Origin of the sequence: Amycolatopsis acidicola (assembly GCF_007713735.2) — a bacterium.
Classification (GTDB): Bacteria; Actinomycetota; Actinomycetes; order Mycobacteriales; family Pseudonocardiaceae; genus Amycolatopsis_E; species Amycolatopsis_E acidicola.
The window spans coordinates 1-15125 of sequence record NZ_VMNW02000007.1 but is presented as its reverse complement, the minus strand read 5'-3'; the positions used below and the strand labels follow the sequence as shown (position 1 = coordinate 15125).

Genomic DNA, 15125 nt, shown 5'->3' with positions numbered 1-15125 from the left:
GCCTCCGCAATTTGCATGCAATATGGTAGGCAAATGGGTCTGACATCTTTGCCCGAAGTGGGGCGGTCAGCGACTTTCGAGCGATCCTGGACTAGTGACCACGCGCTGCTTTACGGCCTCGCGGTCGGGGCTGGTGTCGATCCGCTCGAGGAGCTGGCTTACACCACGGAGAACTCGACCGGAATCAGGCAACGCGTCTTGCCGTCCTTCGGGGCCTTGATCAACCAGGCGCAGCTGCCTGGCCGGCTGGGTTTCGGGGATCTGCCGAAGGGGTCGATGGTCTACGCCGAGCAGACGGTCGAGCTGCTCAATCCGCTGCCTCCGGAGGGGAAAGCGGAGGTGACCGCCCAAGTGACGGGGTTGCTCGACAAGGGCAGTGGCGCGTTGCTGCGGGTGAGTACGGGCAGCGTCGAGCACGAAACCGGCTTGCCGCTCGTCAGGACCGAGTGCAGCTATTTCATCAGAGGAGCCGGGGGGTTCGGTGGGGAACGGGGCGAGTCGGCATCGGACGGGTTACCGGCTCGCCCCGCCGACCGGACAATCCGCGTGACGACTCGTCCTGATCAGGCGTTGCTGTACCGGCTCACCGGCGACCGCAACCCACTGCACTCCGATCCCCGGATCGCGGCCAAGGCCGGGTTCGACCGGCCCATCCTGCATGGACTGTGCACGTTCGGCATCGTCGGGCTGGAACTGGTGCGGGCCTTCTGCGCCGGCGACGAAACCAGGTTCGGGCGCTGCTTCGCCCGCTTCCGCCGCCCAGTGCTACCCGGCGACGACCTTGCCCTCGAGACGTGGCAGACCGATGAGGGGCTGCGTTTCCAGCTCGTGCACGACCGGGGAGCCGTCCTGCAGGGCGGGACCTTCACCTACCGGGACGCCGACCCGTCGGTGCCTTCGACGCTAGGAGAGAACTGATGACGGATTTGACAGGGCGGGTCGCGTTCGTAACCGGTGCGGCGCAGGGCATCGGCCGCGCCACGGCCGAACGGCTGGCTGCCGACGGTGCCAGTGTGATCGTGGCGGACCTGAACGCGGACGGAGCCCGGGACGTGGCGCGCGCCATCGAGAAGGACGGCGGCCGGGCACTCGGTGTGGGGTGCGATGTGTCCGACAAGGACAGTGTCGAATCCGCTGTCGCGAACGGAGCCGAGGAACTCGGCCCGGTCGGGATCCTGGTGAACAACGCCGGGGTGATCCGGGACAACCTGTTGTTCCGGACGTCCGACGAGGACTGGACCACGGTCATCGGGACGCATCTCAACGGTGCCTTCTTCTGCGCTCGCGCCGCGCAGAAATACATGGTGGAACAGCGATGGGGACGCATTGTCAGTATCAGCAGTGTCGCGGCCCTTGGCCACCGCGGTCAGGTCAACTATTCGGCTGCCAAAGCGGGTATTCAGGGCTTTACCAAGACTCTGGCCCTGGAACTCGGCCAGTTCGGGATTACGGCGAACTCCTTGGCGCCTGGCTTCGTCGAGACGGACATGGTGCGCCAGACGGCCGAACGGCGCGGCGTTGACTTCGACGCCTTCAAGGCGGATGTCGCGAAGCGCAACCCGATGCGGCGCACGGCCGTGCCCGGCGACATCGCCGGCGTCATCTCCCTTCTGTGCAGCGAGGACGCGTCCTTCGTCAACGGGCAGATCATCTATGTCGCGGGCGGCCCGAGGAACTGACCCGCGCCGCGGCCGACGCCGCGGCCGACCCGCGCAAGGACGTGAGGAGGACACATGAGTTCGGCTGCCACGGCGTTCGTCGCCGGAGCCTTCGAGCATCCGGGACGGCGCTTACCGGACAAGTCGGTGGCCCAGATTCACGCGGAGGTGGCGCTCGGTGCGCTGAGCGACGCCGGCCTGAGCCTGGACGACGTGGACGGGTACCTGTGCTCGGGTGACGCACCGGGTGGGGCCACCGTGATGGCCGACTTTCTCGGCCTCCGGGTGCGTTACGTCGCATCGACGGACATCGGCGGGTCCTCCTACGTGACTTTGGCGGACCAGGCGGCCACGGCCATCGAGAACGGTGATTGCGAGATCGCGCTGATCACGATGGCCGGCCGCCCCCGGACGGGAAAGCGTCGTTCGGCGCCCGTCGACACCCCGTTCCACGCGTTCGAAGGCATCTACGGTCATACGACGGTCGCGTCCTACGCGCTGGCCGCACGCCGGCACATGCACGAGTTCGGCACGACGGCGGCACAGCTGGCCGAGGTCAAGGTCGCCGCGTCCCGGCATGCCCAGCACAATCCCGACGCGATGCTGCGCGACCCCGTGACGGCAGACGATGTCCTTGCTTCCCCGATGATCGCCGATCCGTTGCACCGCCTGGACTGCTGCGTGATCACCGACGGCGGCGGGGCGCTCGTCGTTGTCAGTGAAGCGGTGGCGCGCAAGCTCTCCCGCCAGTGCGTGAAGGTGCTCGGCTCGGCCACCACGGTCAAGCACACCGATCTCGGCCGGATCGACCTCACCCACACCGGGGCGGTGGTGACCGGCCCGCTCGCGCTTGAGCGCGCGGGGGTGCGGACCGGCGACATCGATTATGCGTCGATCTACGACTCGTTCACCATCACGGTGGTCCAGACGATCGAGGATCTGGGCTTCTGCGCCAAGGGAGAGGGCGGGAAGTTCGTCGAAGACGGCACTCTGCGGGCCCCGCACGGCGCGCTGCCGGTCAACACCGACGGTGGCAGCCTGTGCAACAACCACCCCGCGAACCGGGGTGGCCTGATCCGGACCCTCGAAGCGGTCCGTCAGCTACGGGGGGAGGCGGCGTCCGCGGTCCAGGTGCCCGACTGCGCGGTCGCGCTCGTACACGGCACCGGGGGCTACCTCGGCAGCCGGATGGGCAGCGCCACGATGATCCTGGGGCGGGACGAATGAGCGAGTACACCTTCGACGCGGCCCGCCTTCCCCGGATGGAAGCCGAGCTGGACGGGTACGCGGCGCCGTACTGGTCGGGGCTGGCAACCGGCCGCCTGCTGCTCCCGTTCTGCGAAGCCGGGCACTACTTCTGGGTTCCCCGGCCGTTCTGTCCCCGGCACCCGGAATCGGACGTGGGTTACCGGCCTGGGACGGGGCAGGGAACGGTTTACAGCTTCACGATCGTCCACCGTGGCGAAGGAGCTTATGCCGCGGCCGCACCATATGCGCTGGCGTACGTCGAACTCGATGAGGGCCCGCGAGTCATGGCCCACCTGGTCGACTGGCATCCCGGAGAGCTCGTCGTGGGTGCACGCGTCGGGCTTCGTCACACCGGTAGCGGGCACGGCGACGCCATCACCACCCTCCGATTCGCGCCCATCGAGCACCCCTCTCGGCAGCTGTAGCCGCCGGCCGCCATCCCGAACCGCATCAAGGAGCCTGCTGATGGATCTGCGTGCACGACCCGACATCGCGGAATTCAGGACCGAGGTTCATGAATTCCTGCGCAGTAACCTGCCTGCCGGGTGGCGGGGTATCGGCGCTCTCGACGCCGAGGAGCGCAAGCGGTTCGCCCGCACCTGGCGTGAAAAGCTGGTCGAGGCAGGTCTGATCGCGCCCGCCTGGCCCCGGGAGTTCGGCGGCCGCGGACTGGACGTGGTGGCACAGGCTCTCGTCGGCGAGGAGTTCGTTCGCTCCGGCGTGCCGCACTATCCCGCCGAATGCGATGGGAACGGGTTCATCCTCCTGGCGCCGACCATGTTGCATTGGGGGACAGAGGAGCAGAAACGCCGGTTCCTGCCTGCGACGTTGAGCGGTGAGATCAAGTGGGCGCAGGGGTATTCGGAGTCGGAAGCCGGATCCGACCTGTTCGGACTCCGCACGCGGGCGGAGCTCCATGACGGGAACTGGGTGATCAACGGGCACAAAATGTGGCAGACAGCCGGTGTCCACGCGAACTGGATCTTCGTGCTCGCCCGCACGGACCCCACCGCACGCAAGAGCAAGGCCTTGTCGCTGATCCTCGTTCCCCTTGACCAGGAGGGCGTGGAAGTTCGCGGAATCAAGAACATGGCGGGGGAGACCGAGTTCGCCGAGGTCTTCTTCACCGACGCGGTCGCGCCGGCGGGCAACGTTCTCGGCGCAGTCGGTGACGGCGCGCGCGTCGCGTTGACCTTGCTCGGCTTCGAACGAGGTGCCGGCGGGCTGGCCGCGGCGTTGTCCTACCAGGTCGAGCTGGATCGGCTCGCCGGCCTCATCGGCGATCACGATCTTCGGCGGGATCCCGTCGTGCGCCAGCGGTTCGGGGAATGCCGCACGACAGTGCATCTGCTGCGCTGTCTCGCCATGAAGGCGTTGTCCGCCGGGGCGTCGGGGCGCCCGCCGGGCGCGGAATCATCGGTGTTCAAGCTCGTCACGGCCGAGTACCGGCAGACCGTGACGGAACTCGCCAGGGATGTCCTGGGCGACGACATCCTGGCGCCCAGCGGTGCGCCTGCGGTGGCCACCCTGGGTCCACAGCCGCGCGGCCTCGACCCGTCGAGCCCGGCGGCCTGGACCGCGGACCTGCTGCACGCCCGCCCGGTCACCGTCTACGGCGGGTCCAGCCAGATCCAGCGCACGACCATTGCCGAACGCGTGCTGGGGCTGCCGCGCGACGGCGGCGACCGTGCCGAGACCGGGAGGAACTGACGTGGACTTCGACCTGAGCCGGGAACAACGCGACCTGTCCGCCGCGGTGCGCGCTTTCACCACGGCGCACGCCGGTCTTCGGCCGGATTCCGATGCCAGCAGCGGACAGCAGGCGAAAGCGTGGGCCGCGGTGCGGGAACAGCTGGGCGTGCACGGGTTGCTGATCCCTGAGCCGCTCGGAGGCGCGGGCGGCACGATCCTGGATCTCGTCGTAGTGTTACAGGAGTTCGGCCGGGAGCTGTTCTGCTCCCCTTATCTCGCGTCGGCCGGGCTCGCCACGGTGACTCTGCTGGGACTGCCGCAGACCGAGGCCCGTGACCGCGTCCTTCGCGAACTGGGTGCTGGTGAGGTCGTGGCGACGGCCGGGCGGGATATTTTCAGTGACCACCGGGCTGTGACCGGCCGGCCGACCGCGGAGGTGGAGGATGCCCGGTGGTCGCTGACCGGTACTTCGGAGGCGATGATCGAGGCTGAACTGGCCGGCGTGGCGCTCGTCGTCGCGAACACGGTCGACGGGCCCGGCATTTTCGCTGTCCGGCTCGACGCGTCCGGTGTTTCCCGGCAGCGCCTCGTAACGCTGGACCCGACCAGATCGCTGACGACGATCCGATTCGACCGAGTCGCGGCCGACCTCCTGTGTTCCGGCGGTGAGCTTGTGCCCCTGCTGCCTGGAATCCGCGCCCAGGCGATGGTATTGCTGGCCGCCGAGCAGGTTGGTGGCGCGTCCCGGTGCCTGGAAATGGCAGTGGAGCACGCGGTGGCGCGTCGCCAGTTCGGTCGTCCGATCGGCGCGTTCCAGGCGATCAAACACCTCTGCGCTGACATGCTCGTCGATGCCGAGACCGCGGACGCAGCTGTCCGGGTTGCCGCCTGGAATGTCGATGAACAGGCCGAAGACGTCCGCGAAACGGCGTCCATGGCCGCCTTGCAGGCTTCGGCCGCGTTCTACCGGACCGCGGCGCGCACCATCCAGGTTCACGGCGCGATCGCCTACACCTGGGAACATCCGGCGCACCTGTACTACAAACGCGCGGTCACCTCGCGCCGGCTGCTCGCCTCACCGTCTGCTCTCGCGGACGAAATCGCCGCCAGGACAGGGCTCGGCGTGCTTTGAATGATGACGCGAGATTCTAGTAACATGCCAAATTGCATGCTATTCTGCCTATTAAATGTCATCGATGACGCGGAGGAGCTGAGGTGAGCGACCTTCCTGGCCACGGGACGTCAGAAGATTCGCGGCCCGGCACCCGCGACGGTTCGCTGGTGCGCGTCAATCCGGGCGGGGTGACCCTGTGGCCGGCTCCCGGTGAGTCGGTCTTCGAATGCGCGCAACGGCAGGGAGTTCGCTGGCCGACGACCTGCCATGGGCAGGGGTCGTGTCACATGTGTTTCATGTCCGTGACCGCGGGTGCCGAGTTGCTCGAGGGCGCGGGCACCTGGGAGCTCGAAGGCCTGGCGGAACTGGGAGAGGTCGGCTCCGTGCCGGGAGTGCTCAGGCTCGCGTGCCAGACGCGGATGCGGTCAGACGCCGACCCCGGCGAGGTCATCGTTTTCAAACGAGGGGTCCGTCGGGTCGTCCGCGACTGAAGGAGCCGCGAGAGGACCGTCATCAACATAGTGGAGTGCAGATGGCCAAACGTTTCGTGCAGGCGACGACCAAGATCGCGTTCACCCTTCAGGACGACGGAACGGTCTTGGCGGAAGATCCGGGTTCCGGGACCTCGGGCGTGTTCACCCGAACCGGAGACTGGATTTCGGGTGAGCTGACACACGCCGATCAAGTGATGTGCGAGTTTGTGGGGGGCACCTATGTTGCCCCTGACGAGCCCGTCCGGTCAGAGCAAGGGAGTGACCGTTGAGCCAGGACGCGAATTCCGGCCCCGAGACGAGGCTGGACGAAATGGCCGCGCTCGTCGAGAAGAAGACGAGCGGACGTGCCCAGCCGAGCTACATGGAGATCCTCGCCGGCGACGGCGAACCGATCCCCGATTACCTGAGGCCGTCGTGGGAGGACCTCGGCGACGACGACATTCCCGTCGACAGGTACCTGTCGAAGGAGTTCCACGATCTCGAAGTCGAGTACGTGTGGCGCAAGGTCTGGCAGATGGCCTGTCGTGAGGAGGAAATCCCGGAGCCGGGCGACCACATCGTCTATGAGATCGCGAACGACTCGTTCATCGTCGTGCGCACCCGGTCCGGTGAGATCAAGGCGCTGCAGAACGCCTGTCTGCACCGCGGGCGGATCCTGCGTTCGCGCGACGGGCGGGTCCCGGAGTTCCGGTGCCCGTTCCACGGTTTCACCTGGTCGCTCGAGGGGCAACTGAAGGATATTCCGTGCGGCTGGGACTTCGAGCACCTGGAGAATCGCTCCTTTTCGTTGCCGGAGGCGAAGGTCGCGACCTGGGGCGGGTTCGTCTTCATCAACATGGACCCCGACGCCGAACCGCTCGAGGACTTCCTGGCCCCGTTGCCCGATCACTTCAAGAACGCGGGCTACGAATCCCGGTACAAGTCCGTGCACGTTGCCCAGGTGGTTTCCTGCAACTGGAAGGTCGGTCTGGAGGCCTTCATCGAGGCTTTCCACATCCCGCAGACCCATCCCCAGACGGCGCCGAGCTCGGGTGATTTCTCAAGCCAGTACGACCTGTTCGGGGACAACGTCAACCGCCTGATCACACCTCGCGGCGTCGCCAGCGGAGCGCTCGGCAAGCTGGAGGAACAGGAGATCTACGAAAATTATCTCGAGGGCAGGGCGTTCTACGAAGAGGTCCTCGGTGTGGCATCGCGCGATCTGAGCAACGACGCGAGCGAAGAACTGCCCGACGGCATCACAGCCCGCGGCAAGATCATCGAGACGATCAAGACCGAGATCGGGCCCCTGCTGGGCATGGACCTGTCCCAGCGTCCCTCGTACGAGGTGATGGACGCGATCCAGTACTTCGCGTTCCCGAACTTCTTCCCTTGGGACCAGTCGGTCACCAACATCATCTACCGGTTTCGGCCCTACCGCGACGACCCGGACTCCTGCATCACCGAGATCATGTTCCTGACCCCGGTCCCGGAAGGCAAACCCCGGCCGAAGCCGGTGCCCGTGCATTGGCTGGAACGCGACGGCGACTGGCTCAAGGCCCCGGAATTGGGGAATCTCGCCGCCATCGTCAACCAGGACCGCGTCAACATCCCGGAGGTGCAGCGTGGGCTCAAAGCGCTCAGCCGCACCAAATCCGGAGTGACGCTCGCGACTTACCAGGAAAGCCGTATCCGGCACTTCCACAGGACCCTCATGGCCTACATCAACTCGAAGGGAAACCCCCGGAAGGGTTGAGTGGCCGAATCCGCATCAGGGCCACGAAGGCGCCGTGTCGCATCCACGACACGGCGCCTTCGTGGTTCGGGGCTCCGGATCACTGCGATAAGTCCCGGCCGGACGGCGACCAAAGCGGCCCCGCCATCTCCGAAGAGACGACGGGGCCGCCGCAGTGTGCGGTCAGGACTATTGCTGAAGCTGCGGTGCGATGGAGCGCAGCACCAGCGGATCCTCGATGGTCGGCGGGATGTCGGGCGTGTCTCCGTCCGCGAGCTGCCGCATGGTCTTGCGCAGAATCTTTCCGCTGCGCGTCTTGGGCAGAGCGTCGACCACCCGCACGTCCTTGAAAACGGCGACCGCGCCGATCTCCTCGCGCACCCGGGCCACCAGTTCGCGGCTCAGCTGTTCCAGGGTGATCTCGGTGCCGGCTTTGAGCACGACCAGGCCGCGCGGGACCTGGCCCTTGAGCTCGTCGCGGACGCCGATGACCGCGCATTCGGCGATAGCGGGATGCGCGGCGAGTACGGCCTCCATCGCGCCGGTGGAGAGCCGGTGCCCGGCGACGTTGATGACGTCGTCGGTACGGCCCATGACGTAGAGATAACCGTCGTCGTCGAGGTAACCGCCGTCGCCGGTGAGGTAGTACCCTTCGTACTGCGTCAGGTATGCGGACACGTAACGGTTGTCGGCCTGCCAAAGAGTCTGCAGGGTTCCCGGTGGAAGCGGGAGTTTCAAACAGATCGCGCCTTCGTTGCCCGGCGGAAGCCGGGCACCTTCGGCATCGAGGACATGGACCTCGTACCCGGGTACGGGCACACTGGGAGAGCCCGCTTTGAGCGGCATCGGGGCAAGTCCGCGGAGGTTGGCGGCGACAGGCCACCCGGTTTCGGTCTGCCACCAGTTGTCCACCACGGGCACGCCGAGCCGCTCACCGGCCCACGCGTAGGTGTCGGGATCCAGCCGTTCGCCGGCGAGGAACAGAGTCTTGAGCGAAGACAGGTCGTGCCGGTCGATCAGGTGCCCGAGAGGGTCTTCGCGTTTGATCGCCCGGATCGCCGTTGGGGCGGTGAAGATGGCTTTCACGCGGTGGTCCGCCGCCACGCGCCAGAACGTGGAAGCGTCCGGCGTGCCGACCGGCTTCCCCTCGAACAAGACGGTCGTCGCTCCACGGAGCAGGGGCGCGTACACGATGAACGAATGTCCCACCACCCAGCCGACATCGCTTGCGGTGAAAAGGACGTCGCCGCCGTTGACGTCGAAGACAGCCCCGAGCGCCCACGTGAGCGCCACCGCATGGCCACCGTTGTCCCGCACGACGCCCTTCGGCTTCCCGGTCGTGCCGCTGGTATAGAGGATGTACAACGGATCGGTGGCCTTGACCTCGACCGGTTGTTCGCAGGGAACGGCTCTGGTGAGGAGGTTGTCCCAGTCGTGTTCGCGGGGGTTCGTCAGCTCCACCGGGCACTGGGCCCGTTGTTTGAGGACCACCGCATCGGGCTGGTGCGTGGTCAGGGCCAGTGCCGCGTCGAGCAGCGGCTTGTACTCGACAACCCCCTTCGGCTCGATCCCGCACGAGGCCGCGACGACGACCCGGGGCCGGGCATCGTCGATCCGTGTGGCGAGCTCTGCGGGCGCGAACCCGCCGAATACCACCGAATGGACGGCGCCCAGCCGTGCGCAGGCGAGCATCGCGACGACAGCCTCCGGGACCATCGGCATGTAGATGACCACGCGATCGCCCCTGGAGACGCCGAGCCCGCTCAGCATTCCCGCGGCCGCCTTGACCTCACCGAGTAATTCACGGTACGTCCAGGAGCACTGGGTCGAGCTGACCGGGCTGTCGTAGATGATCGCCGGGCGATCGCCGTGCCCGGCCGCCACATGCCGGTCAACGGCGTTCGCGCACGTGTTCAGCGTGGCGTCCGGGAACCAGCGGTAGATCGGCGCGCCGGCCTCGTCCAGTGCGCGCTGGGGCGGGCGTATCCAGTCCACGAGTTTCGCCTGCTCGAGCCAGAACTCCTCCGGACTGTGTGCGCACCGCTCCCAGGCAGCACGGTAGAGCTCTTCACTCATGGGGTCGGCTTCCTCTGTCGGATTGATCGCTGCTCCGGATTCGGTGGTCCAGCGCGCGCCGGTAGAGCCGGCCGGCCCGATAGGACGAGCGGACCAGCGGTCCGGACATCACGCCGCTGAATCCGACCTGCTCGGCCTCCGAGGCCAGTTCGGTGAACTCTTCCGGCGTGACCCAGCGTTCGACCGGATGGTGTCGTGCCGATGGACGCAGGTACTGGGTGATCGTGACCAGTTCGCAGCCGGCATCGTGCAGATCGCGCAGAGCCTGCGAGATCTCCTTGCGGTTCTCGCCGAGGCCCAGGATGAGGTTCGACTTGGTGACGAGACCGTCGTTTCTGGCCTGGGTCAGCACGTCCAAGGAGCGGTCGTAGGTGAACGCGGGGCGGATACGCTTGAAAATCCGTGGAACGGTCTCGATATTGTGCGCGAGTACTTCGGGACGGGCGTTGAAGACGCGGCGAAGCAGCCGTGGGACGCCCTTGAAGTCCGGGATGAGGATTTCCACCCCGGTACCGGGATTCAGCTCGTGCACGGCCCGGATACTCTCCGCGTACAGCCAGGCCCCGCCGTCCGGCAAGTCGTCACGGGCGACGCCGGTGATCGTCGCATATCGAAGCCCCATCGAACGGGCGGCTTCGGCGACCCGGCGAGGCTCGTCCGGGTCGAGCGGGTCCGGCCTGCCCGTGTCGATCTGGCAGAAGTCGCACCGCCTGGTGCACTGGTTGCCCCCGATCAGGAAGGTGGCCTCCCGGTCCTCCCAGCATTCGAAAATGTTGGGGCAGCCGGCTTCCTGACAGACGGTGTGCAGGCCCTCGGTTTTCACCAGGGAGCTCAGTTCGGTGAACTGGGGTCCGGCGACCGCCCGCGTCCTGATCCATTCCGGTTTCCGCTCCGCGGGGGTCCGCGCGTTGCGAACCTCCAGCCGGAGCAGCCGGCGGCCCGCGGGCACCCTCGGCACGCCGTTGGCCGGTTCCGCTGCCGGTGTCGCCGGGCGGCGTGGGTCAGACATGCTCGAGGTACCGGGCCCGCTCGAAGTCGAACGGGGATTCGAGCACGAGATACGGGTCGTATTGCATGCCGCTGGCCTGCCGCAGTACCCCGGACATCTCGCCGACCGTGGCACCGGCCAGGAACGCCTCGACCATGGCGGGCTGGGTGTTCCTGCCGTCGCGGACCGAATCGAAGACGTCTCGCATCCGGGCGACCAGCCGGGGCAGATCGCGCCGTGCCTTCTTGGCCCTGAACTCCTGGACGTAGTCCTTCACCGGCGCGCCGTCGAAGGTGAAGCGCTGCGGCTCCGGCTCGGACTCCGGCACGAACGCGTTGACACCGATGAGGATCCGCTCACCGTTGTCGATCTCTTCCTGGCGCTTGAGGTTGTATTCGTCCATCAGTGCCTCGAAGGACCCGTCCTCGACGCTCTTGACGATGCCCTTCTCCTCGAGCTTGACCTGGATCGCAAGGGCGTCCTCCTCGAGCTTGTCGGTCAGCCACTCGACGTAGTAACTGCCGCCAAGGGGGTCGGCGGTTCGGGCTGCGCCGACCTCGTGAGCCAGGATCAGTTGCTGCCTGATGGACAGCTCGCGGGCCTCGTGCGTCGGAATGCTGACCGGTTCGTCGTAGGTGCACGTCTCCACCGACTGAACACCGCCCGCCAGCGCGGCGAGCGTTTCGATGGCGGTGCGCGTCAGGTTGTTCAACGGCTGCTGGTAGACCAGCGACCGGCCCGAGGTGTGCACCGCGATGCGCAGCCGCATCGCCCTGGGATTCGTCCCGCCGAACCGTTCCTTCACCATACGTGCCCACATCCGCCGCAGGGCGCGGAACTTGGCGACCTCTTCGAAGAAGTCGATGTCCGATGTGGACACCCACGCCATGCTGGGGGCGATTTCGTCGACGCTGAGTCCGCGCTCAGCCAGGTCCTGGAACGTCGTCGCGGCGATCGCGAGTCCGAGCGCGATCTCGGTGGCAGGGGTGATCCCGCGCTCGCGGATGTTGTAGACCTGCGGATATCCCAGTGCCCATTTAGGAGTGTTACGGACGGCGTACTCGACGGTGTCGATCGCCATGCGATGCGAAAGCTCGGGCGACATGAACTTCTCGCCGCCACCGTCCAGGTTGTACTTCAGGTAGTCGGGCATGTGCGACCCCTGAAGCTTGGCCAGGTCGTAACCTTTTTGCTTGGCGAAAGCGACCATCAGGGGGTAAATGTTGTGCGTCGCGTGCCAGGCGACGTCCGTCTCGGTCGGGTCGATCCCGTCGAACAGAACATCGAGATCGTCCAGATGCCCGATCGAGCAGCCGTCGAGGCCGACTTCTGCCTCCAGCGCCGGATGATCCGGGTCCACCCCGATCCCCGAAACCGTGTCGAGCACGACGTTGAAGCCGGCCTGTCCCGCCCGTCGCGCCATCTCGATGCCCTCGCGGGTGTCGGCAGCGGTCCCGTAGCCGACGATGTTGCGCAGCGTCCACATCCGGCTGCGGTACATCTGCGGGAACGAGCCACGAGTGAACGGGTACTCGCCCGGGTTGCCGAGTTTCTCCTCGTACGTGCCCGTGGTGTCTTCCGGCTTATAAACCGGTTTGGTCTCGATATCGGACCAGGTTGTGGTTCGAGACAGCTTGAGCGACACGGGCGGGATGATCGTCTTCCCACCCGGGCCGGTCACGGCGTCGGTGACCGCATCCTTGGCATCGTCGTTGGAGCTCACGGTCTGCTTCCTCTCTGACGGGACTTTCCTGACTCCTCAGCGGGCGTTGGCCGTAGCCTTGAGCTTCGCGATGTACTCCAGGATGTCTTCGGTTCCCTTGCGCGGACCGAAGATGACGTCGACCCCCGCCGCGTAGATCGCCTCTTCGTCGTCGGCATGGATCAGTCCGCCGAGCATGACGGGCACATCACTCGCGCCGACTCGCTCCAGCTCGGTCATGAGGTCCTGCATCTTCTTGACGTAGTTGCCCGTGAAGGCGCTGATCCCGACAAGGTCCACATCCTCGTCGACCACCGCTTTGGCGATGGTCTGCGCCGTGTTGTACTCGCCGAGGTAAACGACCTCGACCCCTTGATCGCGTAAGAGTTTCGCCACCATCCTGAGCCCTTTGTTGTGCTTGTCGGAAGCCAGCATTCCGAGCGCGCAGCGCACCGGTCGTTCAGTGGTCGGACTCATGGGCCCATCGCCTCCTCGAGGCTCCCGCGCGCGAAGATCAACTTACGCCGGGATCGCAACGTACCTATAACTTAGCATGCGCTATTGCATGCCATCCAATCATTGTCGCGAGTGTTCGGCAAGAGGGTGAGTATCCGTTGACCCATGCTTTTTGGCATGTCAAAGTGTGTGCACTCATTTGCCCGGACCTGCGGGAGAACGCAATGAAGCGTAAGATCCGATGGGGCTTGCTGCCCTTGGCGACGGTAGTGTCGGTCGCTGCGGCGGGATGCGCGGGCGGCGGTGACGCCGCCACGGGGGGAGATGGGAACACCTACCAAGTGCTCCTCCTGGCCCCACTGAGTGGCCCGTTGGCTTCGTATGGAAAGGCCGTTCAAGTCGGTGGCGAGGCAGCCGCTGATGTGATCAATGCGCACGGCGGAATCGGCGGCCGCCAGGTGCACGTGTCGGTGAAGGACGACAAGGGAGATTCCACCGAGGTCGCGTCGTTGACTCAGGCGGCGATGGCGGACACCGCGGTGCCCAACCTGGTCGTCGCCGGTCTCACCAGCGACGAAGCCGTCACCGCCTTGACGGTCACACAGCCCGCGGGTGTGCTCGCCAGCGGCCCTCCGGTATCCACGAGCCTCGCGGACTTCAAGTTGTACATGTCGCCGACACCGCGTGCCGCCGATGGGGCCGATGCGACTTTGGCCAAACTGGCGAGCCAGGGCCACAAAAAGGTCGGCTTGGTCGTCACTGATGACGAGGCGGGACAGGCGATCGCGACCTACTACCAGTCGATCGGAGCCGCGCATGGCGTGAGCATCGTCGGCGTGGAGAAGGTCGCCGCGGACTCGGCCGACGCCACGGCCCAACTCGAGCGGCTTCGAGCGGACGGGCCCGACGTCGTGGTCGCCAGCATGTTCGGGCCGTCCGCGGGCGTTGTTGTGCGCAGCCACACCAAGCTCGGCTGGAACGTCCCACTCTATGGCGACGTAACGTTCGCAGCCAACAACATCGTCAAGCAGGTAGGCCAGGCCGAGGCCGGAAGTCTGACCGTCATCGCCCCCGCCTACCTCGTCAAGGGCAGTCCCGTCGGCGACAGCCCGGCCATGCAGGCGGCGGTCGCCGCGATGGACGCCCGAAATGGCGGCCCGCTGGCCGAACCCATGCAGGCCTATGTCCACACCTACATGGGACTCATTCTGGTCAAGTACGCCGTGGAGAAGGCAGGAACGACCGACGGGCAGAGGGTGTACGACGCCCGTACGCAATTGAAGGCCACGGACATGCCGCTCTACGCCGGTTCGCAGAGCGTGTTCGAGGATGGGAGTAACTGGCCCGCCTTCAAACCGGACGACTTCATCGCCTTGCGTACCAGTGGAAGCGACAACGGCTTCATCGTCTCCCAGCCCTGAGCGCCGCCGGGTGGGGTCGCCGACGCGACCCCACCCGGCGACGACGAACCGTCGAGAAAGGACACGGGATGACGGTCGTCTGGTCGGGCCTCGCGATCGGCGCGGTATACGCGCTGGTGGCGATCACGTTGAACCTCCCCCTGGCTCAGGCCGGAGTGTTCAACCTGGCCCAAGCCCAGCTCATGGTGCTGGGTACGTTCATCGCTTACGCGGGTCTTGTCACCTTCGGGCTGCCGGCCGCGGTGGTCGTGGTCGCCGGCGCGGTGATCTGCGGATTGCTGGCGTTCGTCGAGGACCTGGTGGCGATCCGTCCTCTTGCCGCGGACAGCCATCACGGCACACTGGTCACCACCGTGGGCTTCTTCGTCATCGTCGAGGGCGTCATCATGGCGGTTTGGGGCGTCGACCATCGTTCGCTGGATTTCTTCGCGGGCAACACTTCCTTCTCGTTCGCGGGCGGTCGGGTGGCACCGGTCGACATCACGATCGTGATCGTGGCGATCCTGCTGGCTGTGGTTCTCCATGCGGTGTCCACCCGGACGGGCTGGGGGCTGCGGGGGAG

Annotated in this window: 15 protein-coding genes; 11 read left to right on the top strand and 4 right to left on the bottom strand. The window is 66.3% G+C overall.

What is annotated here, in order from left to right; all coding sequences use genetic code 11:
• The first annotated feature begins 33 nt into the window (after positions 1-33).
• From FPZ12_RS07210 to FPZ12_RS07170, 9 genes are all read left to right on the top strand, one after another.
• Positions 34-918, top strand: coding sequence for a MaoC family dehydratase (locus tag FPZ12_RS07210; RefSeq protein ID WP_166462617.1), 885 nt, complete (start codon positions 34-36; stop codon positions 916-918).
• Positions 918-1679 (top strand): SDR family NAD(P)-dependent oxidoreductase, encoded by a 762-nt coding sequence (locus FPZ12_RS07205; RefSeq protein WP_144747025.1) that lies wholly within the window; start codon positions 918-920, stop codon positions 1677-1679. Before FPZ12_RS07210 ends, FPZ12_RS07205 begins: the two co-directional genes overlap by 1 nt.
• Before the next feature lie 54 nt (positions 1680-1733).
• Entirely contained in the window at positions 1734-2885 is a 1152-nt protein-coding gene (locus FPZ12_RS07200; RefSeq protein WP_144747024.1) for a thiolase domain-containing protein, read from the top strand.
• A complete protein-coding gene (locus FPZ12_RS07195; RefSeq protein ID WP_144747023.1) occupies positions 2882-3331 on the top strand; it encodes a Zn-ribbon domain-containing OB-fold protein in 450 nt (149 codons plus the stop codon). The genes FPZ12_RS07200 and FPZ12_RS07195 overlap by 4 nt, the downstream gene beginning before the upstream one ends.
• 40 nt (positions 3332-3371) lie before the next feature.
• Positions 3372-4616: an acyl-CoA dehydrogenase family protein gene (locus FPZ12_RS07190; protein ID WP_144747022.1), complete on the top strand. Its 1245-nt coding sequence runs from the start codon at positions 3372-3374 to the stop codon at positions 4614-4616.
• Position 4617: 1 nt separating this feature from the next.
• Positions 4618-5730 (top strand): acyl-CoA dehydrogenase family protein, encoded by a 1113-nt coding sequence (locus FPZ12_RS07185; protein ID WP_166462616.1) that lies wholly within the window; start codon positions 4618-4620, stop codon positions 5728-5730.
• An 83-nt stretch (positions 5731-5813) separates the two neighbouring features.
• Positions 5814-6203 (top strand): 2Fe-2S iron-sulfur cluster-binding protein, encoded by a 390-nt coding sequence (locus tag FPZ12_RS07180; RefSeq protein ID WP_144747020.1) that lies wholly within the window; start codon positions 5814-5816, stop codon positions 6201-6203.
• A 41-nt stretch (positions 6204-6244) separates the two neighbouring features.
• Positions 6245-6475, top strand: coding sequence for a transposase (locus FPZ12_RS07175; protein ID WP_144747019.1), 231 nt, complete (start codon positions 6245-6247; stop codon positions 6473-6475).
• The gene (locus FPZ12_RS07170; RefSeq protein ID WP_144747018.1) at positions 6472-7941 is read left to right on the top strand and encodes an aromatic ring-hydroxylating oxygenase subunit alpha; all 1470 of its coding nucleotides are present in this window, start codon (positions 6472-6474) and stop codon (positions 7939-7941) included. Before FPZ12_RS07175 ends, FPZ12_RS07170 begins: the two co-directional genes overlap by 4 nt.
• A gap of 168 nt (positions 7942-8109) precedes the next feature.
• On the opposite strand, the gene FPZ12_RS07165 is transcribed toward FPZ12_RS07170, so the two are convergent.
• From FPZ12_RS07165 to FPZ12_RS07150, 4 genes are read right to left on the bottom strand one after another with little or no spacing between them, the layout of a single operon-like run.
• Positions 8110-9996 (bottom strand): AMP-binding protein, encoded by a 1887-nt coding sequence (locus FPZ12_RS07165; protein WP_144747017.1) that lies wholly within the window; start codon positions 9994-9996, stop codon positions 8110-8112.
• Complete coding sequence (lipA, locus tag FPZ12_RS07160; protein ID WP_208025785.1) at positions 9989-10954, bottom strand: lipoyl synthase; 966 nt, start codon at positions 10952-10954, stop codon at positions 9989-9991. Before lipA ends, FPZ12_RS07165 begins: the two co-directional genes overlap by 8 nt.
• Before the next feature lie 43 nt (positions 10955-10997).
• Complete coding sequence (locus FPZ12_RS07155) at positions 10998-12707, bottom strand: methylmalonyl-CoA mutase family protein (RefSeq protein WP_208025777.1); 1710 nt, start codon at positions 12705-12707, stop codon at positions 10998-11000.
• A 36-nt stretch (positions 12708-12743) separates the two neighbouring features.
• The gene (locus FPZ12_RS07150) at positions 12744-13163 is read right to left on the bottom strand and encodes a cobalamin B12-binding domain-containing protein (RefSeq protein ID WP_144747015.1); all 420 of its coding nucleotides are present in this window, start codon (positions 13161-13163) and stop codon (positions 12744-12746) included.
• 203 nt (positions 13164-13366) lie between these two features.
• Between FPZ12_RS07150 and FPZ12_RS07145 the strand changes: the two genes are divergently transcribed.
• Positions 13367-14563, top strand: coding sequence for an ABC transporter substrate-binding protein (locus FPZ12_RS07145; protein WP_144747014.1), 1197 nt, complete (start codon positions 13367-13369; stop codon positions 14561-14563).
• Between the two features lie 68 nt (positions 14564-14631).
• Positions 14632-15125, top strand: a 494-nt coding sequence (locus FPZ12_RS07140; protein WP_424923576.1) for an ABC transporter permease subunit, incomplete at its 3' end; no start/stop codon positions are given.